Source organism: Streptomyces sp. NPDC048291, assembly GCF_043201715.1.
Classification (GTDB): Bacteria; Actinomycetota; Actinomycetes; order Streptomycetales; family Streptomycetaceae; genus Streptomyces.
The window spans coordinates 260609-284133 of the sequence record NZ_JBICZC010000004.1 but is presented as its reverse complement, the minus strand read 5'-3'; the positions used below and the strand labels follow the sequence as shown (position 1 = coordinate 284133).

The following is a 23525-nucleotide window of genomic DNA, read 5'->3' as shown; positions in this document are numbered from 1 at the left end:
GCCACCGAGCCACGGTGGCTCCCCATACGGGAGATCGATCGGGGGTGCACACGTGCGCATCGGACTCGTTACGGAGGGTGGTTATCCGTATGTGAGCGGTGACGCCGGACTCTGGTGCGACCGGCTCGTGCGCGGGCTCGGGCGGCACGAGTTCGACCTCTACGCGCTCAGCCGCACCCGGCGCCAGGAGGACCAGGGCTGGCTGCCGCTGCCCCCGCACGTCAGCCGGGTCCGGACGGCTCCCCTGTGGACCGCCGACGAGGACGGCGGCACGTACGGACGGCGCGCGCGCCGGCGCTTCGCCGAGAGCTACGGCGAGCTCGTGGGGGTGCTGTGCGCCGGTCCGGCCGCGGACGGCACGGAGGGCGCGGGCGACCCGAACAGCGCGGGCGACTCGAACGGCACGGGCGGGCCGGTCGGTGCGGGCGGCTCCCGGGCCGTGCCCGATTCTCTGACGGACCGTTTCGGCAACGCGCTCCGCGGACTCGCCGAACTCGCCCGTGACGAGGGCGGCCTGGCCGGCGCGCTCCGCTCCGACACCGCCGTACGCGCACTGGAACGCGCCTGTCGTACGCCCGGCTCCCTCGGTACGGCGCGCGAGGCGCGCGTGCCCGATCTGCTCGCCGTCGCCGCCCACCTCGAACGCGCTCTGCGCCCCCTCTCCCTGGACTGGTACGGCGACGACGGCCTCGGCGCGGCCGATCTCTGCCACGCCACCGCCGGCGGCCCGGCCGCCCTGGCCGGCCTGCTCGCCGGGCACTTCTCCGGCGTGCCGCTGCTGGTCACCGAGTACGGCGTGCAACTGCGCGCGCACTACCTCGCCGCCGGCCCCGACGCGGCCGCCCCCGCCGTACGCGCGCTGCTCGCCGCCTTCCACGGCCGGCTCGCCGCCGAGGTCTACCGCCGCGCCGCGATCATCACCCCGGCCAACGCGCACGCCCGTCGCTGGCAGGAGCGCTGCGGCGCCGACCGGGCCCGCATCCGTACCGTGCATCCCGGCATGGAGGCCGCCCGCTTCACCGAGGTGGGCGAGGCCCCGGACCGCGCCGATCCGGACACGCTCGTGTGGGTCGGCCGGATCGAGCCGGCCAAGGACCTGGTGTCACTGCTGCACGCCTTCGCCGAGGTCCGCAGGGCGGAGCCCAAGGCGCGACTGCGGGTCGTGGGCGCCCCGGCGGGGCCGGACGGCGCGGCTTATCTGGGGCACTGCAGGGCGCTCGCCGCACAGCTCTTCCCCGACGAGGCCGAGGGCGTGCACGCCGTGGGCGACAACCCGGTCTCCTTCGAGGAGATAGGCGGCCCGGAGGCGCCGACCCTCGCCGACGCCTACGCGTCCGGCGCGGTCGTCGTCCTGTCCAGCGTCGTCGAGGGGTTCCCGGTGGGACTCGTCGAAGCGATGTTCTGCGGCCGGGCGACCGTCTCCACGGACGTCGGCGCCGTGGTGGAGGCCATCGGCGGCACCGGGCTCGTCGTACCCCCGCGCAATCCGCGGGCGCTCGCGGAGGCGTGCGTGGCGCTGCTGCGCGACCCCGAGCGCCGTGAGCGCCTCGGAGCCGCCGCGCGCGCCCGGGCGCTCGAACTCTTCACCGTCGAGCAGAACATCGCGGCATTTCACAGCATTTACCTGGAGATCGTCTCGCACTGCCCGGTACGCCGGGTCGTGCTCGACCAGGCGGGCGAGCCCCTGCCGTTCGCCGTCCCGGCCGAGGCCCACGTACCGGGCCGCTGGACCGGCCCCACGGCCCGCGTCACGCATCGCACGGTCCCCGGCTGGGCCACGGCTACCGCCATGAAGCCCGGCCCCGTACGGGCCACCCCGCTCACGGCCACCGAGGGGGCACTGTGAACGGCGACGAGGGCAGCACGCTGAACGGCGGCCCGGGCGAGCTGGACCGGCCCGGACGGCCCGGCGCGGCCGACGCCTGGGACACACGGTCCCAGGGGTGGCTCCTGGAAGCGGACGAGGCCGGCCCGGGGAACGCCATCCCCACGCGCCGGACGCCGGCGCCCGGCGCGGTCCCCGCGGGCGGCCCGGTGGCGGCCAGGGACACCGTCGGCAGCCGCAGGACCACACCCCGTCGAGGCGGTGCCGCCGACCCCGTGAAGGCGCTGATGCACCGGCACCGCGCGCTCTGCGAGCGGGCCGTGGACCCGCTGGAGATCGCCGCCGGCCTCGAGGCGCACGGCGTCACCGACCGCACCGCCGCCCGCTTCCGGCACCGCGACGTCTTCTCCCTCGCCGAAGAGCTCTACGCACGCGTGCCCCGCGACGGCGACCGACGCCCACCCCCCGAACCGGAGCCCGCGCCCCCCGTGCGCGCCGACCGGGTCCTGCTCACGCTCCTCCCCGGCGCCGTGTGCGCGGCCGCCGTGACCGCCGTACGGCTCACCGAGGGCCGCCCCCGCCTCCTCGCGGCAGCCGTCGGCGTGCTCGCCGTCGCCCTGGCCGTACGCCCGGTCCTGCGTCGCGGCCCCCTGGCCGCACCGGCCCGGACACCCGCCTGGCGCGCCGCCACCTGCACCCGCGCGTGTACCTGCTGGCTCCTCGCCTACGTCCTGCTCGGCGACGGCCTGCTGCGGGCCGTCGTGGACGGCGGCCCCGACGGCCTTCCGACGGGTGCCGCCGGCGGCCCCTGGCCGGTGGCCGCGGCCCCGGTCCTCGCGCTCACCCTGGCCTGCGCCCCGGCCGCCTGGAGCACCCACCTCTTCACCGCGGGCGCCCGCCGCAGGCTCGCGGCCAGCCGGGGCCTGGAGGAGTTCACCGGAGCCGTACAGCCTTTGCTGCTCGGCACGTTCGCGCTCTTCCTCGGCGCCCTCACCGCCCTGCTCGCCCTGTGCGGCGCAGCCCTCGGCGAACCCGCCGGCTACCCGGCGGGCCTCACCCTCGGCGCCCTCCTGCTGCTCGCCCGCCTCCTCGCCGTCCACAACGTCCCGCAGGGGCCCGCCCTCGCCGTCGCCGCCGCCACGGAAGCGGCGGCACCGGCCCTCGTCCTGGCCGGCCGGCTGCCCGGCTGCGCCTTCCTGGCCGCCCCCGTCGACGCCCTGGCCGACGCCTGGGGGACGGGCGCCGTCCCGGCCCTCGGCTGCGGCGCCGCCGCCCTCGCACTGCTGCTCCGGGCGACCCGCACCCTCACCCGGGCCCCGGCCCACGCGCCGACGGGAGACCCGGCATGAGCAGAGCCGCCGACGACCACGCACGCCGCGCCGAGCCGTCCCGGCGGCGGGCCCCCGGCACCCCGCCTGAGGCAACCGCACCACCCCTTGAAGGAGACCACCAGATGACCACCTCCCGACCCGGACCCGGAGCGTCCGGAACCACCGGAAGCGCCGGAACCACCGGAGTCGCCGGAGCGCACACCCCGGGAGCCGCGCGATGAGGGTTCTGCTGATCGGAGCCAACGGCTACCTCGGCCGCTTCGTCGCCGACCGCCTGCTCGCCGACCCGGCCGTCCAGCTCACCGCGCTCGGCCGGGGCGACGACGCCGACGTCCGCTTCGACCTCGCCACCGGCAGCCCCGGCGCGCTCACCCGCTTCCTCGACGCGGTCCACCCGGGCGTCATCGTGAACTGCGCCGGTGCCACCCGCGGCGGTGCCCGGGAACTCACCCGGCACAACACCGTCGCCGTCGCCACCGTCTGCGAGGCCTTGCGCCGCAGCGGCTGCGGCGCCCGCCTGGTGCAGGTCGGCTGCAGCTCCGAGTACGGCCCCAGCCAGCCCGGCTCCTCCACCGCCGAGGACGCCGTGCCCCGCCCCGGCGGCCCGTACGGCGTCAGCAAGCTCGCCGCCACCGAACTCGTCCTCGGCTCCGGCCTCGACGCCGTCGTCCTGCGCGTCTTCTCGCCCGCAGGACCGGGCACCCCGGCCGGCTCACCGCTCGGCCGCCTCGCCGAGGCGATGCGCCGCGCCATGCAGTCAGGCGACGGCGAGCTCAAACTCGGCGGCCTCGGCGCCCAGCGCGACTTCGTCGACGTACGCGACGTCGCCCGCGCCGTCCACGCGGCCTCGCTCTCCGCAGCCCAGGGCGTCATCAACATCGGCTCCGGCCGCGCCGTCCGGCTCCGCGACGCCGCCGGCGTCCTCGCCCGGGTCGCCGGATACGGCGGCGCCCTGCACGAACTGGACGGCCCGCCCGGCCCGCTGCGCGGCGCCATCGGCCACCCCCGGACGGACGGCGAGCACACCGGCCCGGTCGCGTACCCGTACCCGGACGGCTGCGGCAGCTGGCAGCAGGCCGACGTGCGCTGCGCCCGCGACCGGCTCGGCTGGCGCCCCCGCATCAACCTCGAGGAGTCCCTCGCGGACATCTGGATGGAGGCGGCGTGCCGCATCTGACCAGCACCAGGGCGGGCGCCGCGACCACCGGCGTCCGCACCGCCGTCGGCGTCCCCGGCTACGCCCACCCCCTCCTCGCCCCCGCCCAGTGGGCCGAACTCACCCGCCCGGGCACACCCCTGAACTGGGTCGTCCTCGACGTGGCGAACGGCCCCGGCAGCCTCCCCGACCCGCACTGCCTGGAGGCGGTCGGCCGGCTCCGCAACGCGGGCGTCCGCGTCCTCGGCCACCTCGACACCACCTACGGCGCCCGCTCCCACGGCGACCTGCTCGCCGACGCCCGCCACTTCCACGACTGGTACCGCGTCGACGGCTTCCTGCTGGACCGCTGCCCCACCGAGCGCACCGCTCTCCCCGAGATCCGCCGCGCGGTCGCCGCGCTCCGCGCCATGGGCGACGGCACCCACATAGTCCTCGGGCACGGCACCCACCCCCATCCGGGCTACGCCGAGAACGCCGACCAGCTGGTGATCTTCGCCGGTCCCTGGAGCGACTACCGCTGGTCCCAGGTCGCCGAGTGGACCGCGGACTACCCGCCCGACCGCTTCTGCCACCTCGTGCACGGCGTACCCCTCGGCCACCTCGACGAGGCGCTGCGCATCGCCCGCTGGCAGGGAGCCGCCACGATCTACTTCACCGACCGGACCGACCGCTGGGGCCGGGCCGATCCCTGGGAGGCCATGCCCGGCTACTGGGACGAGTTCGTCTCGCGGATCGGAACAGGTGTCTCGGAATGAAGAAGCCCGTGGCAGTGTTACAGGGAGAACAAACGTAGTGATTGACCGATCAACGGAGTCCCCGTGTCGCTGCCACCCCTGGTCGAGCCAGCCTCTGAGCTCACCGTAGACGAGGTCCGCAGGTACTCCCGCCACCTGATCATCCCGGACGTCGGGATGGACGGGCAGAAGCGGCTGAAGAACGCCAAGGTGCTCTGTGTGGGCGCAGGCGGCCTGGGCTCGCCGGCGCTGATGTACCTGGCCGCCGCGGGCGTCGGCACCCTGGGCATCGTGGAGTTCGACGAGGTCGACGAGTCGAACCTGCAGCGCCAGATCATCCACAGCCAGGCCGACATCGGCCGCTCCAAGGCCGAGTCCGCCCGTGACACGGTCAAGGGCATCAACCCCTACGTGGACGTGATCCTTCACGAAGAGCGGCTCGAGGCCGAGAACGTGATGGACATCTTCAGCCAGTACGACCTGATCGTCGACGGCACGGACAACTTCGCCACCCGCTACCTGGTGAACGACGCCTGCGTGCTGCTGAACAAGCCGTACGTCTGGGGATCCATCTACCGCTTCGACGGCCAGGCGTCGGTCTTCTGGTCCGAGTACGGCCCCTGCTACCGCTGCCTCTACCCGGAGCCCCCGCCGCCGGGCATGGTCCCCTCCTGCGCCGAGGGCGGCGTCCTGGGCGTGCTGTGCGCGTCCATCGGCTCCATCCAGGTCACCGAGGCCATCAAGGTCCTCACCGGCACCGGTGAGCCCCTCGTCGGCCGCCTGATGATCTACGACGCCCTGGAGATGCAGTACCGCCAGGTCAAGGTCCGCAAGGACCCGAACTGCGCGGTCTGCGGCGAGAACCCGACCGTCACCGAGCTCATCGACTACGAGGCCTTCTGCGGCGTCGTCTCCGAGGAGGCCCAGCAGGCGGCCGCCGGCTCGACGATCACTCCCAAGCAGCTCAAGGAGTGGATCGACGACGGCGAGAACATCGAGATCATCGACGTCCGCGAGCCGAACGAGTACGAGATCGTCTCCATCCCGGGCGCCAAGCTGATCCCGAAGAACGAGTTCCTCCTCGGCACCGCCCTGGAGGGCCTGCCCCAGGACAAGAAGATCGTCCTGCACTGCAAGACGGGTGTCCGCAGTGCGGAGGTCCTCGCGGTCCTGAAGTCCGCGGGCTTCGCGGACGCCGTCCACGTGGGCGGCGGCGTGATCGGCTGGGTCAACCAGATCGAGCCCTCGAAGCCGGTCTACTGAGCTTCCGGCTGAACACAGGCTCCGCGAAGGGCGGGGGTTCCGGGCGGCACGACAGGCGCCCGGAGCCCCCGCCTTCGTCATGAGCAGACCGTGCCGTCCTTCGGGACCGTGCCGTCGACCAGATAGGCGTTCACCGCCGAGTCGACGCAGTCGTTCCCGCTGCCGTACGCGCCGTGGCCCTCGCCCTTCCAGGTCAGTTCGACGCCGACCCCCTTGCCCAGTTCGTCGGCCATCCTCCGGGCGCCCTCGTACGGGGTCGCCGGGTCGCCGGTGTTGCCGACCAGCAGGACCGGTGCCGCGCCCGGTGCGCTCACCTCCGGTGTGTCCCACTGCCCCGCCACCGGCCAGTCGTGGCACCAGCCGGCCGAGTCCCAGCCCAGGAAGTCCCCGAAGACGGGCGAGACCTTCTCGAACTCCGCCAGCCGCTTCTTCGTCTCGGCGAGCGTCGGCCGCTCCTTGTCGTCCAGGCACGATATGACCCGTTGGGAGTGCGTGGTCGTGCCGTAGTGCCCCGAGGAGTCCCGCTCGTTGTACTGGTCCGCCAGCGACAGCAGCTCCGAGCCGTCGCCCTCCTCGGCCGCCTTGAGCGCGCTGGTCAGCGTCGGCCAGCTGTCCTGGCTGTACAGCGGCAGCACGATGCCGGTGACCGCGAGGCTCTGGGTCAGCTTCCGCCCGGAGGACGTGGGCAGCGGTGTGGCGTCCAGCCTCTTCAGCAGGTCGGCGATCTTCTGGGAACCCTGGTCCGGGTCCTGGCCGGTGGACTTGAGGTAGTCGTCAAGGGCCCGCTGGAAGCCGGCGGCCTGGTTCTTCTCCTGGCCCACCGAGTCGGCCGTCGGGTCCACCACCGCGTCCAGGATCAGCCGCCCCACGTTCTTCGGGAACAGGTGGGCGTAGACGCCGCCGAGTTCGGTGCCGTAGGAGATGCCGAAGTAGTGCATCTTCGTGTCGCCGAGGACCTGGCGCATCAGGTCCATGTCGCGGGCCGTGTCGGTCGTCGAGACATGCGCGATCAGCTTGCCGGCGGCCTTCTCGCAGCCCTTGCCGAAGTCCGCGGCGTCCTGGAAGTACGCCGTCTCCTCCGCCGCGGTGTCCGGGGTGGCGTCGATCGACTCAGCGCGCTGGATGTCCTTGTCGCTGCGGCAGCGGATCCCCTCGCTGGCCCCCACCCCGCGCGGATCCCAGCTGACCAGGTCGTACCGTGCGCGCAGCGCGGAGACGGTGGTGGCGAAGTAGGGCATCGTCGAGACGCCGGAGCCGCCCGGTCCGCCGAAGTTGAACAGCAGCGAGCCGATCCGCTTGCCCGAACCCCCGCTCGCCTGCTCCCGGATCAGCGCCAGCCCGATCGTCTCCCCGTCCGGCTTCGCCCAGTCCAGCGGCACCTTCAGCGTCGCGCACCGCCATTCGTCGCCGGGCGCGGCCGAGTCCGAAGTGGCCTTGCAGCGGCTCCAGTCGAGTTTCTGGGAGGTGAGGGAAGCCGGCAAGTCCGCCGAGCCCGTGGCGGTGGACGTGGCCGCCGACGGCTGCCCTGACGACGCCTTCCCCTCGTCCTCGCCCCCACCGGACGACCCGCCGCTGCACCCGGCCACGAGCAGCCCCGCGGCAACAGCCGCCGCCCACCGTACATATCGCAACATGCGCGCACACCCCCCACACAGGCTCTCCGCGCATTCGTTGCGGGAGAGCGGTCAGGCCATAGTAGGCGGATCGAGCCGAGGCCGTTTCAGCCTGTGGATAACCCTTTGACCTGCGGTTCTGCTACGTGCAGACCGTCCCCGCCCTCGGTACCGTCCCCTCCAGCAGATAGCCGTTCACAGCACCCTGCACGCACTTGTTCTTGCTGTCGTACGCCCCGTGCCCCTGTCCCTTGTAGGTCAGCTCGACCCCGACGCCCGTCCCGAGCGCGTCCACCATCTTCTTCGCGCCCTCGTACGGCGTCGCCGGATCCCCCGTGTTGCCCACGACCAGGATCGGCGCCGCCCCGGGCGCGCTGACGTCGGGGTGGTCGGCGGCGCCCGGCACCGCCCAGTCGGTGCAGCTGACCATGGACCAGGCGAGGTAGTCACCGAACAGCGGGGAGGCGGCGCGGAACTCGGGCAGCTTCTGCTGGACGTAGTCGGCGGTGTACCGCGGCTTCTCGTCGGCGCAGTTGATGGCGATGTTCGCGGCCGTGATGTTGCTGTACTCGCCGTTCTCGCTGCGGCCGTTCATCGAGTCGGACAGCAGCATCAGGATCTTCCCGTCGCCGTCGTACGCCTCTTCGAGCCCTTCGGCGAGGTACTCCCAGAAGTCCTTGGAGTACAGGGACTGCGCGATGCCGTTGGTGGCGGCGGACTGGGTGAGCTGGCGGGGCAGGATGCCCGGGATCGGCTTCCTGTCGAGGTCCGCGAGGAGCTTGGCGATACGGTCCTTCACGTCCTGCGGGGTGTCGCCGATCGGGCACTCCGTCGTCTTCGACGTGCAGTCCTCGGCGAAGTTGTCGAGCGCGAGCTGGAAGCCCTTCGCCTGCCCGAGCGAGCTCTGCTCCGGGTCCTGGGTGGGGTCGACGACGCCGTCGAAGACGGCCCGGCCCACGTTCTTCGGGAACAGATGGGCGTAGACGCCGCCGAGTTCGGTGCCGTAGGAGATGCCGAAGTAGTGCATCTTCGTGTCGCCGAGGACCTGGCGCATCAGGTCCATGTCGCGGGCCGCGTCGGTGGTGCGGACGTGCGGCAGGATCGCCTTGGAGTTCTTCTCGCAGGCGGAGTTGAACTGCTTGGTGCGGTTGATCAGCTGGGTGCGCTCGGCGCTGGTGTCGGGCGTCGCGTCCTGCTGGAAGTAGTTGTCGAGCTGGGCGTCGTTCTCGCACTCGACGGGGTCGCTGCGGCCGACGCCGCGCGGGTCGAAGCTGACGAGGTCGTAGCGGGTGCGCAGGGCCGCGTAGTCCGAGCCGAACGCGGGGAGCGTGGTGACGCCGCTGCCGCCGGGCCCGCCGAAGTTGAAGATCAGGGAGCCGATCCGCTTGCTCGGGTCGCCGCTGGCCTTGGCCCGGATCAGCGCGAGGCCGATGGTGGCGCCCTTCGGTTTCGACCAGTCCAGGGGCGCCTTCATGGTGGCGCACTGCCAGGTGCCGCCGCTGGGCAGCGGTGACGGCGCGTCGCCGCCGCCCTCGGCCTCGTCGGGCGCCGGGCAGCTCTTCCAGTCCAGCTTCTGCGCCGCCAGATCCCCGCCCGTGGAACCGTCGCTGCACCCGGTCGGCAGGGAAACCAGCACCAGGGCGGCGGTCAGGGCGGCGACACGGATCCGGAAGGGGTTCGGCATGCTCCCATCCTGGGGTCCCGCCCGGCCACGCGCGCGGGGCGCGAGCCGTCCGAGGTACGGCCCTAGAGCGCGCCCTTGCGGGAGAGGTGGTTGAAGGCCAGCCAGCCGGGCAGGACCGGCAGCCACAGGGTCAGCAGCCGGTACAGCAGGACGGCGGGCGCGGCGACCTCCTTGGGCAGGCCGACGGCGATCAGGCCGACGGTCAGGGTCGCCTCGACCGCGCCGACACCGCCCGGGGTCGGCGCCGCGGAGCCGAGCGCGTTGCCGGCGAGGAAGACGACGGCGACGCTGGCGATGCTCAGCGAGGTCGACTGGTCGCCGAACGCGCGGATGGAGGCGTCCAGGCACATCACGAAGCAGGCGGTCAGCAGCAGCATGCCGCCGATGCCGGTGACGAGCTTCTGCGGACGCTGGAGCACGTCCAGCATGCGCGGCACGACACCCGCGAAGAGTGACCGCACGCGCGTGCTGACGAACTTCCGCAGGAACGGCACCGAGGTCACCACGAGGACCAGCACCGCGACGGTCAGCAGACCCGCGATGACCGTGCGGGACGGCGACAGCGACGGGGTCTTCTCGGTGCCCGTCAGATAGCCGAACGACAGCAGCATGAGGATGTGACAGCCCAGCCCGAACAGCTGTGAGGCGCCGACGCTCGCCACCGCGAGTCCGGGGCGCACGCCCGCGCGTTGCAGGAAACGCGTGTTGAGGGCCACACCGCCGACCGCGGCGGGTGCCACGATCTTCACGAACGACCCGGCGACCTGCGCCGCCACGGTCCGTACGAAGGGCACCCGCTCGGGCACGAACCCGAGCAGCGCCATCGCGGCGGCGACGTAGCTGATCGCCGAGAACAGCACCGCGGCGATCACCCAGCCCCACTGGGCGTTCGCGACCAGGGGGCCGAACTCGATGTGGGTGAGCTGGGTCAGCAGGTAGTACCCGCCGATCGCGCCGGCGAAGACGCTGATCAGCGTGCGCGGTCGCACCCGCTCCAGGCGGGCCGGCTCGACGGGCGCCTGCGGTCTGATCCGCAGCACCTGGTGCCGGATCTGGGTGAGCAGGTCCTCCTCGCGGGCCTCTTCCAGCGCGTCGTCCAGGGCGCGCTTCTCGGCCCGCTGCTCGGCGCGCACCGTCTTCTTGTCGGGCTTCTCGGCCTCCTCGGCGCGGGCCTGCTTGGCCTGCCGGGACGCCTCCAGGACCGCGTCCCGCTCGCGCTGGGCGCGCTCCCTGGCCAGTCTGCGCAGCGTCGCGCGCGTGGAGCGGGTGAGCGCGATCGGCTGGAGCATCGGCAGGCAGTCGGCGAAGGCGTCGGGGCCGAGCACGCCGACCGCCGAGGCCACCGCCCGCTCGGCGCCCACCCGCAGCCCGAGCGTGGTGACCAGCTGCGCGATGTCCATGCGCAGCAGCAGTTCACCCGCGGCGATCTCGCCGCCGCGCAGGTCGGTGAGGATCACCGTGCCGGAACGATCCACCAGGATGGCGTCGCCCGCGAGCCTGCGGTGCGCGATGCGGCGCGACTGCAACGCCTGCACCTGGTGCCAGGTGTTGCGCAGCAGTTCGTCGGTGATCTCCTCGTCGGCCAGCGAGTCCAGCGTGCGGCCACCGGTGTGCTCGTAGACGAGCATCACGGCGTCGGGGCCTAGCTCGGAGGTGGCGATCAGCTTGGGCGCGTTGGCACCGGCCGCGATCGCCGCGTACGCCAGCAGGGCCTCCTGTTCCAGGGCCTGGCGCAGGGACTGGAGGCTGGAGCGGGTGGCGAAGCCGCGCAGGGTCAGGTTGCGCCACGCCCGGTAGAAGAAGCCCTGGGCCTGCTGTTCCCGGTCGACGACCGTGACGTCCAGCGGCGGGCCGTCCTCCAGGGTGACGAAGTAGCGCCGGCCCCGGTCGCCGTTCTCGGTGTCCAGGGCCTCCTCGCGGGCCGCGCCGACCGGGTGGAAGCCGACGTGCCGGAGGCCCGCCAGCAGGGTCCGTCCGGTGGGGCGGACGTTCGGGGAGCCGACGGCGTACAGCGTGCCGTAGGCGACGGTCCAGCCGATCAGCACCGTGAGGATGATCGAGAACGGTGTGGTGTAGCCGGTGACCAGCATGGAGAACGCGTCGAGCAGCAGCACGATCCACAGCACCGAGCGCCATCTCGGCCGCCGGGACATGCCGACGGCCGTCATGTAGGCGATGACGGGAGCGAGATAGCCGTGCACCGGGTCGGTGAGGGCGTGGATGTCGCCGGGGGAGGGCTGGGTCAGCGCCTCCTGGATGGAGCCCGGGGCGGCTCTGGCCACCCACAGGTCGGTGGCGAGGGTCACGCCGTGCGCGAGGACGGCCGCGAGCACGCCGTCGGCGATGCGCAGTCCGTCCCGCTTGATCAGCCGCTCGATCGCGAAGGCCACCGGGACCAGCAGGATCGCGATGCTGGAGGCCAGTCCCGCGAACCTGATCAGCAGGTCGGGGGCCTGGCCGGTGCCCTTGTTGATGTCCTGTTCGAGTCCGGAGGTGGTGCCGTGCGCGAAGGCGGCGATGCCGAGCAGCACGGCGACGGCGAGCACGCCGACCAGGAGCCGCATGAGGTCGGAGGGGCGGTGCACGCGCGCGGGGAGCAGCGGTTCGTCGCCCTCGACCTCGTCGGCGTGCGTCTCGTCGCACCCGTGTTCCGCCTCGGCTTCCGCTTCGGTTTCGGCCTCGGATTCCGCTTCGACGGGGCCGGACTCCGGCGCGTCCGGGCGTGCGGCGGCGTCAGAGGTGCCGGCCCCGCCCTCGGGGTGCACGCCCTGCTGCTCGGTCGTCTCTTCTTGATCTCGTATCACCAGTCACCGCCCGCACGATGGTGGCATGCTCCACCGACACCCGGGGGCATCAGGGTGCAGATGCGGGGGCGCACAGTCTGCCCCAAGCGCCGCGAGAGGGCGAGGCGGAGGCCCGCCGCGGACCGCGCCGGTTGTCGGTGGGGTGCGGCAGGATGGGGCGAATGAGCGAGCAGAGCCTTCCCGAGGACACCCGAGAGGGGTACGCGGACGAGCTGCCCGAGTACGCCGAGCGGGTCCTGGAGGTCGCCGAGCGGATCCCGCCCGGGCGCGTGATGACGTACGGCGACGTCGCGGAATGGCTGGACGAGGGCGGCCCGCGCCAGGTCGGGCGGGTGATGTCCCTGTACGGCGGTGCCGTCCCGTGGTGGCGGGTGGTGCGCGCCGACGGCGTCCTGCTCCCGGGGCACGAGCTGAGTGCGCTGGATCACTACCGCGCGGAGGGCACGCCGCTGAAGGAGGCGAGCAGGGCCGCGGAGGGCCATCTGCCGCGGCTCGACATGAGGCGGGCGCGGTGGGACGGCGGCGCGGACGCGGGGGCTCACACCTGACAGCTTCCGCCATCGGAGGCCCGCGGGGGGAACCTGTGGCCCGTACGAGGGACACCGGGGACGTCCGTGGCATGGCGTACGTTCGTGAGATGTGCGGCGCACGTGCCGCGGGCGCCGCACGGGGCGGGCGGGAAGAATCGGAAGCCCTGCTTCCGTCCGGTTCGTCGGCGTAGCGTCGGCTGCGCGTGTCCCGCTCATCCCGCGGCCACCCCTGCGCACGCGCGACCGCGCACCGACCAGCACACCCACCAGGACCGGCGAACCACGTGAGCTCCTCTTCCTCCACCAGGCGCCTGCCGCACCAACAGGGGCGGCAGGGGAACCGTGGCGCTTACCGACTGGTCCGTACCCCGTCGGCCGACGTGGATCCCCCTCGTCTGGACGCCGCACAGCGCGCCGTGGTTGACCACGGGCCCGGCCCGCTCCTCGTCCTCGCGGGCCCCGGCACCGGCAAGACCACCACCCTGGTGGAGTCCGTGGCCGCGCGGATCGCCCGCGGCGCGGACCCCGAGCGGATCCTGGTGCTGACGTTCAGCCGCAAGGCCGCCGTCGAACTGCGCGACCGCATGGCCCTCAGGGTGGGCGCGGCCGGCGCGCCCCGGGCGACCACCTTCCACTCCTACTGCTACGCCCTGGTCCGCGCCCACCAGGACAGCGGTCTGTTCGTGGACCCGTTGCGGCTGCTGTCCGGACCCGAGCAGGACGTCGCCGTCCGCGAGCTGCTGGCCGGCCAGCCCGACCTGGAGCGGCTCGGGCTGGACCACGTGCGCTGGCCCGACGAGCTGCGCGCCTGCCTCACCACCCGCGGCTTCGCCGACGAGGTCCGCGCGGTCCTCGCCCGCAGCCGCGAACTGGGCCTGGACCCGGCCGCCCTGGACGCCTTCGCCCGCCGCATCGGGCGCCCCGACTGGGGGGCCGCGGCCGCCTTCCTCGCCGAGTACCTCGACGTCCTCGACCTCCAGGGCGTCCTCGACTACGCCGAACTCGTCCACCGCGCGGTGCTGCTCGCCCACCGCCCCGAGGTCGCCCTGGACCTCGCGGGGCGCTACGACGCCGTGTACGTCGACGAGTACCAGGACACCGACCCGGCCCAGGTGCGCCTGCTGCACGCCCTGGCCGGCGGGGGCCGCACGCTGGTCGCGTTCGGCGACCCGGACCAGTCGATCTACACGTTCCGCGGCGCCGACGTGAACGGCATCCTGGACTTCCCGTCGGCCTTCGCGCGCGTGGACGGCCGCCCGGCACCGGTGGAGGTGCTGCGCACGTCCCGCAGGTCCGGGGCCGGCCTGCTGACCGCGACCCGGCTGCTGACCCGGCGGATGCCGCTGACCCGGCTGCCCGCCGACAAGGTGCGCGCCCACCGCGAGCTGACCGCCGCGCGGGACGACGGCCGCGTGGAGGTCTACACGTACCCGACGTCCGGCACCGAGCTTGAGAACATCGCCGACATCCTGCGCCGGGCCCACCTGGAGGACGGCGTCCGCTGGAGCGACATGGCCGTCCTGGTGCGCGCCGGCTCCCACACCATCCCGACGGTCCGGCGCGCGCTCACCGCGGCCGGCGTGCCCCTGGACATCGACGGCGACGACGCGCCGCTGCGCCACGAACCGGCGGTGGCGCCCCTGCTGACGGCGCTGCGGGCGGTGGCGGAGGCGGAGGCGGCGCACGACGCGGAAGGGGGCGCCGCCTGGCTCGACACCGAGACCGCGCTCACCCTGCTCACCTCGCCCCTCGCCGGCATGGACGCCGCCGACCTGCGCCGCCTCGGCCGTGCCCTGCGCGACGAGGAGCGGGCGGCCGGCAACGCGTTCCCGCCCCCGTCGGACGAACTGCTGGCGCGGGCGCTCGCCGAGCCCGAGCGCCTGGCCGTGCACGACCCCGGGTACGCGCGCGGGGCGCAGCGGCTCGGCGCGCTGCTCGGCCGGGCCCGGGAGCGGCTCGCGGGCGGCGGTACGGCCGAGGACGCGCTGTGGGTCCTGTGGAACGGCACACCCTGGCCCTCCCGCCTGGAGCGCTCCGCCCGGCGCGGCGGCGCGGCCGGCCGCAACGCCGACCGTGACCTGGACGCCGTGTGCGCCCTGTTCGCCACCGCCGCCCGCGCGGAGGAGCGCAGCGGCGGCCGGGGCGCCCTGAACTTCCTCGCGGAGACCGAGGCCGAGGACATCGCCGCCGACACCCTCGCCGGCCGCGCGGTACGCCCGGACGCCGTGCGCCTGATGACCGCGCACCGCGCCAAGGGCCTGGAGTGGCGCCTGGTCGTCGTGGCCGGCGTCCAGGAGGGCCTGTGGCCGGACCTGCGCCGCCGCGGCTCCCTCCTGGAGGCCGACCGTATCGGCCGTGACGGACTCGCCGAGCCGCTCACGCCGGGCGCGCTGCTCGCCGAGGAACGCCGCCTGTTCTACGTCGCCGCCACGCGCGCGCGTGAGCGCCTCGTCGTCACCGCCGTGAAGGCCCCCGCGGACGACGGCGACCAGCCCTCCCGCTTCCTCACCGAACTGGGCGTCGAACCCCAGGACGTCACGGGCCGGCCCCGCCGTCCGCTCGCCGTCGCCGCCCTGGTCGCCGAGCTGCGCGCCACCACCGTCGACCCGCGCGCGTCCGACGCCCTGCGGGAGGCCGCCGCCCGCCGCCTGGCCCGGCTGGCCGCCCTCGCCGACGAGGACGGCCGCCCCCTGGTGCCGTCCGCGCACCCCTACCGCTGGTGGGGCATGTTCGAGCCGACCGAGAGCAAGGTGCCGCTGCGCGACCGCGACCAGCCCGTGGTGCTCTCCGGCAGCGCCCTCGACCAGCTCGCCAACACCTGCAGCCTGCAGTGGTTCCTGGGCCGTGAGGTGAAGGCCGACGCGCCCGCCACCACCGCCCAGGGCTTCGGCAACGTCGTGCACGTCCTCGCCGACGAGGTCGCCTCCGGGCGCACCCCCGCCGACCTCGCCGTCCTCATGGAGCGACTGGACTCGGTGTGGAACGCGCTCGCCTTCGACGCGCCCTGGAAGTCGGCGCAGGAGAAGGACAACGCGCGCGTGGCGCTCGAACGCTTCCTGAAGTGGCACGTCCTGGACCGCACCGCACGCACCCCGGTCGCCAGCGAGCAGGACTTCGACGTCACCCTCGGGGCCGGCGACTACGAGGTACGCATCCGCGGCCAGATGGACCGGGTGGAGGCGGACGCCGAGGGCCGCGCGTACGTCGTCGACTTCAAGACCGGCAAACAGGCGCCCAGCGCGGCCGAGGTGGCCCGGCACCCGCAGCTCGCCGTCTACCAGCTCGCGGTCCGCGAGGGCGCCGTCGACGACGCCTTCGACGGCGTCCGGCCCGAGCCCGGCGGCGCGGAACTGGTCCACCTCAGACAGGGCGCAGCCCAGCGGGACGGCGGCGAGACCCTGCCCAAGGTGCAGGCGCAGGAGCCGCTGGAGGGGGAGTGGGTCGGCGAACTGCTGGCCACCGCCGCCGGCAAGGTCCTCGACGAGAGGTTCGCGCCGACCACCGGGCAGCACTGCACCCACTGCGCCTTCCGCGCCTCGTGCAGCGCGCGACCGGAGGGGCGGCACGTGGTGGAGTGAACGAGCTGAGTGAACGAGTTGAGCGGGCGCGTGGAGCGGGCGCGTGGAGTGAGCGCAGCGGCAGTGGGCGCTGTGTCATCGATTGCGCTGTTTTATCGATTGTCAGTGCTCGCCGCTAGCCTCTTTCCTCATGCCCGCCCGTATCACCGACCCCGAGCAGCTCAAGGAGCTCCTCGGCATCCCGTTCACCCCGGAGCAGACGGCCTGCATCACCGCGCCGCCCGCCCCGCAGGTGATCGTGGCCGGAGCCGGGTCGGGCAAGACGACGGTGATGGCGGCCCGCGTGGTCTGGCTGGTCGGCACCGGGCAGGTGGCCCCGGAGCAGGTCCTGGGCCTGACCTTCACCAACAAGGCGGCCGGCGAGCTCGCCGAACGCGTCCGCAAGGCACTCGTCAGGGCCGGCGTCACCGACCCCGACGTCATCGACCCCGACCACCCGCCGGGCGAGCCGGTCATCTCCACGTACCACGCCTTCGCGGGGCGCCTGCTGACCGACCACGGCCTGCGCATCGGCCTGGAGCCGGCCTCCCGGCTGCTCGCCGACGCCACCCGCTTCCAGCTGGCCGCGCGCGTGCTGCGCGAGGCCCCCGGCCCCTACCCGGCCCTCACCCGGTCCTTCGCCGACCTGGTCAGCGACCTGCTCACCCTCGACTCCGAGCTCGCCGAACACCTGGTGCGCCCCGAGGACCTGCGGGCCTGGGACGCCGGACTGCTGAACACCCTGGCAGGCGTGAAGCTGGGCAACGCCGACCTGCGCAAGGTCCCCGAGACGGCCGCCGCGCGCCGTGAACTGACCGAGCTGGTCGTCCGCTACCGGGCCGCCAAGCGGGAGCGGGACCTGCTCGACTTCGGCGACCAGATCGCGCTGTCCGCGGCGCTGGCCGGCGTCGCCGAGGTGGGCAGACTGCTGCGCGACGAGTTCCGGGTCGTCCTCCTCGACGAGTACCAGGACACCTCGGTCGCCCAACGCGTCCTCCTGGCCGGCCTGTTCGGCGCCGGCACCGGGCACCCCGTGACCGCGGTCGGCGACCCCTGCCAGGCCATCTACGGCTGGCGCGGCGCCTCCGTCGCCAACCTGGACGACTTCCCCGGGCACTTCGCGCACGCCGACGGCCGCCCCGCCACCCGCCAGGCGCTCAGCGAGAACCGCCGCAGCGGCGGCCGTCTCCTCGACCTCGCCAACGGCCTCGCCGAGCCGCTGCGCGCCCTGCACGCGGGCGTGGAAGCCCTCCGCCCCGCCCCGGGCGCCGAGCGCGACGGCACGGTCCGCTGCGCCCTGCTGCGCACCCACGCCGAGGAGATGGACTGGATCGCCGACTCGGTCGCCCACCTCGTCCGCACCGGCACGGCCCCCGGCGAGATCGCGGTCCTGTGCCGTACGGCGACCGACTTCGCGGAGATCCAGGGCGCCCTCGTCGCCCGTGACGTCCCGGTCGAGGTGGTCGGCCTCTCCGGGCTGCTGCACCTGCCCGAGGTCGCCGACCTCGTCGCCGTCTGCGAGGTGCTCCAGGACCCGGGCGCCAACGCCTCCCTGGTCCGGCTGCTGACCGGCCCGCGCTGGCGCATCGGCCCCCGCGACCTCGCCCTCCTCGGCCGCCGCGCCCGGCTGCTGGTGTCCCACACGCGCGTGGGCGACCCCGACGACCCGGACCGCAGGCTCGCCGAGGCCGTCGAGGGGGTGGACCCCGCCGAGGTGATATCCCTCGCGGACGCCCTGGACACGTTCCTGGAGCTGCCGTTCGACGGAGACCGGCCCGGACAGGGCGACGACGGGCTGCCGTTCTCGCCGGACGCGCGCGTGCGCTTCGCCCGCCTCGCCACCGAACTGCGCGAGCTGCGCCGCTCCCTGTCGGACCCGCTGATGGACGTCCTGCACCGCGTCCTCGCCGTCACCGGCCTGGAGGTGGAGCTGTCCGCGTCCCCGCACGCGCTGGCCGCCCGCCGCCGCGAGACGCTCTCCAACTTCCTGGACGTCGCCGCCTCCTTCGCGGCCGGCGACCAGGAGGCGACCCTGCTCGCCTTCCTCGGCTTCCTGCGCACCGCCGCCCAGTACGAGAAGGGCCTCGACAACGCCCTGCCCGGCGGCGAGAACACCGTCAAGGTGCTCACCGCGCACAAGTCCAAGGGCCTGGAGTGGGACGTCGTCGCCGTCCCCGGACTGGTCAAGGGCACCTTCCCGAGCAGCCAGGGCCGCGAGAAGTGGACCGCCCAGGCCAAGGTGCTCCCGCACGCCCTGCGCGGCGACACCGCCACCCTGCCCGACGTCGGGGCCTGGGACTCGCGGGGCATGAAGGCCTTCCACGAGGCCATGAAGGACCACCAGCACACCGAGGAACTCCGCCTCGGCTACGTCACCTTCACCCGCCCCCGCTCCCTGCTCCTCGGCTCCGGCCACTGGTGGGGCCCCAGCCAGAAGAAGCCGCGCGGCCCCTCCGACTTCCTCCGGGCCCTGTACGACCACTGCGCCGCCGGGTACGGCGAGATCGAGGCCTGGGCGGACGAACCGGAGGAGGACGAGGAGAACCCGGTCCTGCACGCGGTGAGCGCGGACCAGGTGTGGCCGCTGCCCCTGGACGAGGCCGCCCTGGCCCGCCGCCGCGCGGCCGCCGAGACCGTCCTCGCCCACCTGGACGCCCTCACGGCCGGCACCGACGCAGGCGCCCCCGCGGACCACGACGCCGCCGCCGTCGAGGACCCGGACTGGCCACCGCCGCCCGAGGACGAGGAACCCGCCCCCTACGAGGACGACCTCCCGGACGCGGACTCCGCCGACTGGGACTCCTGGAGCACCGACCGCCCGGCCGTCCCGCACCAGGCGGCACCCGAGGCGGCGCCCGAAGCCGTGCCCGCCCAGCGCACGCCCCCGCGCACGCCGGAGCGCGACAGCGCCGACAGAGCCCAGGAACCCGAGCGCAGCCTCCCCGCTCCCGAGGAAGCCCCCCTCGTCCCCGAAGAAGCCCTCCTCACCCCCGAGGAAGCCCGCACCATCGCCTCCTGGGACCGCGACCTCGACGCGCTCAGCGGAGAGCTGCTGCGCGCCCGCCGGAACACCACCGACGTCCCCCTCCCCGCCACGCTGTCCGCGACCCAGCTGATGCGGCTGGCCGAGGACCCGGACGGGCTCGCACAGGAACTCGCGCGCCCCATGCCACGCCCCCCGCAGCCGGCCGCGCGCCGGGGCACCCGGTTCCACGCCTGGGTCGAGGCACGCTTCGAGGAGCTCACGCTGCCCATGCTGGAGCCCGACGAGCTGCCCGGCAGCGACGCCGAGATCGCCGACGAACGCGACCTCGAAGCCCTCAAGGAGGCCTTCGAACGCACCGAGTACGCGCACCGCACGCCGTACCGCGTCGAGGCACCCTTCCAGCTCTCCCTCGCGGGCCGGGTCGTCAGAGGCCGGATCGACGCCGTCTACCGGACGGACCACGGCGCCGGCGCGACGTACGGGACGACGTACGAGATCGTCGACTGGAAGACCAGCCGCACCCGCCCCGCCGACCCGCTCCAGCTGGCGATCTACCGGATCGGCTGGGCCGAGCAGCAGGGTGTGCCGCCCGAGTCGGTCACGGCCGCGTTCGTGCACGTACGCACCGGCGAGGTCGAACGACCGGACGGACTGCCGGACCGGGCCGCCCTGGAAAGCCTGATCGTCGGACAAGCCGTCGAACAGGTTGTCGGAGAAGCCGGTGGACTGACTGTCGGACGAACCGGTGGACTGGCTGTCGGACAAGCCGAGTGTGACGAACCGCCCGCCGAGGATGTCGGTCCGGGCCGATAGGCTCGTGACCATGAGCCAGACCCCGGACAGCGCCGTCCGTACGTACATCGAGGAGCACCGCGCCGCCTTCCTCGCCGACCTCGCCGAATGGCTGCGCATCCCCTCCGTGTCGGCCCAGCCCGACCACGCCCCCGATGTACGCCGCAGCGCCGACTGGCTCGCCGCGAAACTGGCGGAGACCGGCTTCCCGACCGCCGAGGTCTGGGAGACACCGGGCGCCCCGGCCGTCTTCGCCGAGTGGCCCGCGGGCGACCCGGCCGCGCCCACGGTGCTGGTCTACGGCCATCACGACGTCCAGCCCGCCGCCCGCGAGGACGGCTGGGACAGCGAGCCCTTCGAGCCGGTCGTCCGGGACGACCGGCTCTACGCGCGCGGGGCGGCCGACGACAAGGGCCAGGTGTTCTTCCACACACTCGGCGTCCGCGCCCACCTCGCCGCCACCGGCCGCACCGCGCCCGCCGTCAACCTCAAGCTGCTGATCGAGGGCGAGGAGGAGTCCGGCTCGCCGCACTTCCGGGCCCTGGTCGAGCAGCGCGCCGGGCGGCTCGCCGCCGACGCGGTGATCGTCTCCGACACCGGCATGTGGTCCGAGGACACCCCCACGGTGTGCACGGGCATGCGCGGGCTCGCCGAGTGCCAGATCGTCCTGCACGGCCCCGACCAGGACATCCACTCCGGCGTCTTCGGCGGCGCCGTCCCCAACCCCGCCACCGTCGCGGCCCGCCTGGTCGCGGCCCTGCACGACGAGCACGCGCGGGTGGCGATCCCCGGCTTCTACGACGGCATCGTCGAGCTCGGCGACCGCGAGCGGCAGCTCTGGGCCGAGCTGCCGTTCGACGAGGAGGGCTGGCTGCGCGAAGCGCATTCGTATGCCACCGAGGGCGAGGCCGGGCACACCACCCTGGAGCGCGTCTGGGCCCGCCCCACCGCCGAGGTCAACGGCATCGGCGGCGGCTACCAGGGCCCCGGCAGCAAGACGATCATCCCGTCCTCGGCGCTGCTGAAGCTGTCGTTCCGGCTCGTCGCCGGTCAGGAGCCCGAGCACATCGAGAAGATCGTCCGCGCCTGGGCCGACGCCCGGATCCCCGCCGGCATCCGCGCGGAGATCACCTTCCTGCCGGCCACACGCCCGTGCCTGACCCCGCTCGACCACCCCGGCCTCCAGTCGCTCGTCCGCGCCATGGGCCGGGCCTTCGAGACTCCGATCCGGTTCACCCGATCGGGTGGCTCGGGGCCGGCCGCGGACCTCCAGGACGTCCTCGGCGCACCCGTCCTGTTCCTGGGCATCTCCGTCCCCTCCGACGGCTGGCACGCCCCGAACGAGAAGGTCGACCTGGACCTTCTCCTCAAGGGCGTCGAGACCAGCGCCTACCTGTGGGGCGACCTGGCCGAGAACTGGCGCCATGCCCCCTGAGTCACCGACGCCGTCCGGAGCGGCACTCCGGGCGGGGCACACTGGAAGGGCCGCCCCGCCCGCCCCGCCCCCGCCCCACCTGTTCCCCTCCCGCCCTTCGTCCCGCTGAACCGCCCGCTGAAACATCCGTTGCACTGGGGGAGTTGGAAGCACCCGTGACCACCTGGACCGACCACACCGCCGACCGACCCATCTCGCTCACCGCCCCGAGCGGCATCGACCGCGCCGCCCACCACCGGCTCGACGAAGCCTGGCTCGCCGCGGCGTGGAGCCACCCCGACACCCGCTGTTTCGTGGTCTCCGGCGGTCAGGTCCTCATCGACGAGACACCCGACGGCCGCACCGAACTCGTCATGACGCCCTCCTTCGAGGCTCCCCTCACCGAGGCGCACCGCTACTTCCTGGGCACCGACGAGGACGGTGTCAGCTATTTCGCCCTCCAGAAGGACGCCCTGCCCGGCCGCATCGACCAGTCCGCACGCCCGGCCGGCCTGCGCGAGGCCGGACTGCTGCTGTCCCCGCGGGACACCGGCCTGATGGTGCACGCGGTCGGTCTGGAGAACTGGCAGCGCACCCACCGCTTCTGCTCCCGCTGCGGCGAGCGCACGGTGATCGCCGCGGCCGGTCACATCCGCCGCTGCCCGGCTTGCGGCGCCGAGCACTACCCGCGTACCGACCCCGCCGTGATCATGGCCGTCACCGACGAGGACGACCGCATCCTGCTCGGCCGCCAGGTCCACTGGCCCGAGGGCCGCTTCTCCACGCTCGCCGGTTTCGTGGAGCCCGGCGAGTCCATCGAGCAGGCGGTGCGCCGCGAGGTCTTCGAGGAGGCCGGGATCACCGTCGGCCCCGTCGAGTACGTCGCCAGCCAGCCCTGGCCGTTCCCGTCCAGCCTGATGCTCGGCTTCATGGCCCGCGCCACCACGACCGAGGTGACCGTCGACGGCGACGAGATCCACGAGGCCCGCTGGTTCTCCCGCGACGAACTCCGCGCGGCCTTCGACTCCGGCGACGTCCTGCCGCCGTACGGCATCTCGATCGCGGCCCGCCTGATCGAGATGTGGTATGGCAAGCCCCTGCCCACGAGGAGCTTCGTCTGAGACGGGCCGGCATGACCGCAGAGGAGTACTGGAACCACAACGTCCACTACCACCCCATGGTGCTGGACGCGGTACCGGACGGCTGCCGCGCCGCCCTGGACGTCGGCTGCGGCGACGGCCTGCTCGCCGCCAGGCTCGCGACCAGGGCGGAGTCGGTGACCGGCGTGGACCGGTCGGCGGAGATGATCAGGCTGGCCCGCAAGCGGGAGGCCGGGAACGTCACCTTCCTGGAGGGCGACTACCTCGACGCCGCCGTCCTCGACGAGGAGGGCTACGACTTCGTCAGCGCGGTCGCCGTCATCCACCACGTCCCCTTCGACGACGCGATCGAACGGCTGGTGGGGCTGCTCGCGCCCGGTGGCCGGCTGGTCGTCGTCGGCCTGGCGCACGACCACACCCTGCTGGACCGGGTCGTCAGCGGCTGCGGGGTCCCCGCGAGCCTCCTGACCGCGCGCCGGCACGGCGGCAATCGGGTCCCCGCCGACATGCCCGTCGAGGACCCGATCATGACCTGGAGAGAGGCCCGGCGGGCCACCGCGCACCTGCTCCCAGGGCGCCGGTTCCGGCGCCGGTTGCTGTGGCGCTACACGCTGGTCTGGGACAAGCCGGGCGCAACGCGCGAAGGCGGCCCCTGACCGATACGGAACGAGGCTCTTACGGCCGGGGCAGTGGTGCGGATGCGGAACGCACGGAGTCGCGGTACAGGGGCCGG

Annotated in this window: 14 protein-coding genes; 11 read left to right on the top strand and 3 right to left on the bottom strand. The window is 73.7% G+C overall.

Annotation, left to right across the window (positions count from 1 at the left end; all coding sequences use genetic code 11):
* The first annotated feature begins 91 nt into the window (after positions 1-91).
* The 5 genes from ACGF5O_RS12155 to moeZ all read left to right on the top strand — a co-directional run bounded on the left by ACGF5O_RS12155 (position 92) and on the right by moeZ (position 6312).
* Positions 92-1846, top strand: a complete 1755-nt coding sequence (locus tag ACGF5O_RS12155) for a glycosyltransferase (protein WP_393809796.1) — start codon at positions 92-94, stop codon at positions 1844-1846.
* 254 nt (positions 1847-2100) lie between these two features.
* Positions 2101-3174 carry a hypothetical protein gene (locus ACGF5O_RS12150; RefSeq protein WP_393810123.1) on the top strand — a complete coding sequence of 358 codons (1074 nt, stop codon included), beginning with the start codon at positions 2101-2103 and terminating at the stop codon, positions 3172-3174.
* A gap of 199 nt (positions 3175-3373) precedes the next feature.
* Positions 3374-4333, top strand: coding sequence for an NAD-dependent epimerase/dehydratase family protein (locus tag ACGF5O_RS12145; RefSeq protein ID WP_393809795.1), 960 nt, complete (start codon positions 3374-3376; stop codon positions 4331-4333).
* A complete protein-coding gene (locus tag ACGF5O_RS12140) occupies positions 4321-5070 on the top strand; it encodes a spherulation-specific family 4 protein (protein WP_393809794.1) in 750 nt (249 codons plus the stop codon). Before ACGF5O_RS12145 ends, ACGF5O_RS12140 begins: the two co-directional genes overlap by 13 nt.
* 63 nt (positions 5071-5133) lie before the next feature.
* Entirely contained in the window at positions 5134-6312 is a 1179-nt protein-coding gene (moeZ, locus tag ACGF5O_RS12135) for an adenylyltransferase/sulfurtransferase MoeZ (RefSeq protein ID WP_351489685.1), read from the top strand.
* A gap of 77 nt (positions 6313-6389) precedes the next feature.
* Here moeZ and ACGF5O_RS12130 read toward each other — a convergent pair whose 3' ends face one another.
* The 3 genes from ACGF5O_RS12130 to ACGF5O_RS12120 form a co-directional block, all read right to left on the bottom strand.
* Positions 6390-7946 (bottom strand): alpha/beta hydrolase, encoded by a 1557-nt coding sequence (locus ACGF5O_RS12130; RefSeq protein ID WP_393809793.1) that lies wholly within the window; start codon positions 7944-7946, stop codon positions 6390-6392.
* A gap of 121 nt (positions 7947-8067) precedes the next feature.
* Positions 8068-9609, bottom strand: a complete 1542-nt coding sequence (locus ACGF5O_RS12125) for an alpha/beta hydrolase (protein WP_393809792.1) — start codon at positions 9607-9609, stop codon at positions 8068-8070.
* A gap of 62 nt (positions 9610-9671) precedes the next feature.
* Positions 9672-12413 (bottom strand): lysylphosphatidylglycerol synthase domain-containing protein, encoded by a 2742-nt coding sequence (locus ACGF5O_RS12120; RefSeq protein ID WP_393809791.1) that lies wholly within the window; start codon positions 12411-12413, stop codon positions 9672-9674.
* Positions 12414-12574: 161 nt separating this feature from the next.
* Here ACGF5O_RS12120 and ACGF5O_RS12115 point away from each other — a divergent pair, with 161 nt between their 5' ends.
* The 6 genes from ACGF5O_RS12115 to ACGF5O_RS12090 all read left to right on the top strand — a co-directional run bounded on the left by ACGF5O_RS12115 (position 12575) and on the right by ACGF5O_RS12090 (position 23448).
* Positions 12575-12961, top strand: coding sequence for an MGMT family protein (locus ACGF5O_RS12115; protein WP_393809790.1), 387 nt, complete (start codon positions 12575-12577; stop codon positions 12959-12961).
* Between the two features lie 266 nt (positions 12962-13227).
* Positions 13228-16521 carry an ATP-dependent helicase gene (locus tag ACGF5O_RS12110; RefSeq protein ID WP_393809789.1) on the top strand — a complete coding sequence of 1098 codons (3294 nt, stop codon included), beginning with the start codon at positions 13228-13230 and terminating at the stop codon, positions 16519-16521.
* Between the two features lie 130 nt (positions 16522-16651).
* Positions 16652-20299: a UvrD-helicase domain-containing protein gene (locus tag ACGF5O_RS12105; protein WP_393809788.1), complete on the top strand. Its 3648-nt coding sequence runs from the start codon at positions 16652-16654 to the stop codon at positions 20297-20299.
* 10 nt (positions 20300-20309) lie between these two features.
* Positions 20310-21713: a dipeptidase gene (locus tag ACGF5O_RS12100; protein ID WP_393809787.1), complete on the top strand. Its 1404-nt coding sequence runs from the start codon at positions 20310-20312 to the stop codon at positions 21711-21713.
* Positions 21714-21868: 155 nt separating this feature from the next.
* Positions 21869-22813: an NAD(+) diphosphatase gene (gene nudC / locus ACGF5O_RS12095; protein ID WP_393809786.1), complete on the top strand. Its 945-nt coding sequence runs from the start codon at positions 21869-21871 to the stop codon at positions 22811-22813.
* An 11-nt stretch (positions 22814-22824) separates the two neighbouring features.
* A complete protein-coding gene (locus ACGF5O_RS12090; protein WP_393809785.1) occupies positions 22825-23448 on the top strand; it encodes a class I SAM-dependent methyltransferase in 624 nt (207 codons plus the stop codon).
* Positions 23449-23525 lie beyond the last annotated feature (77 nt).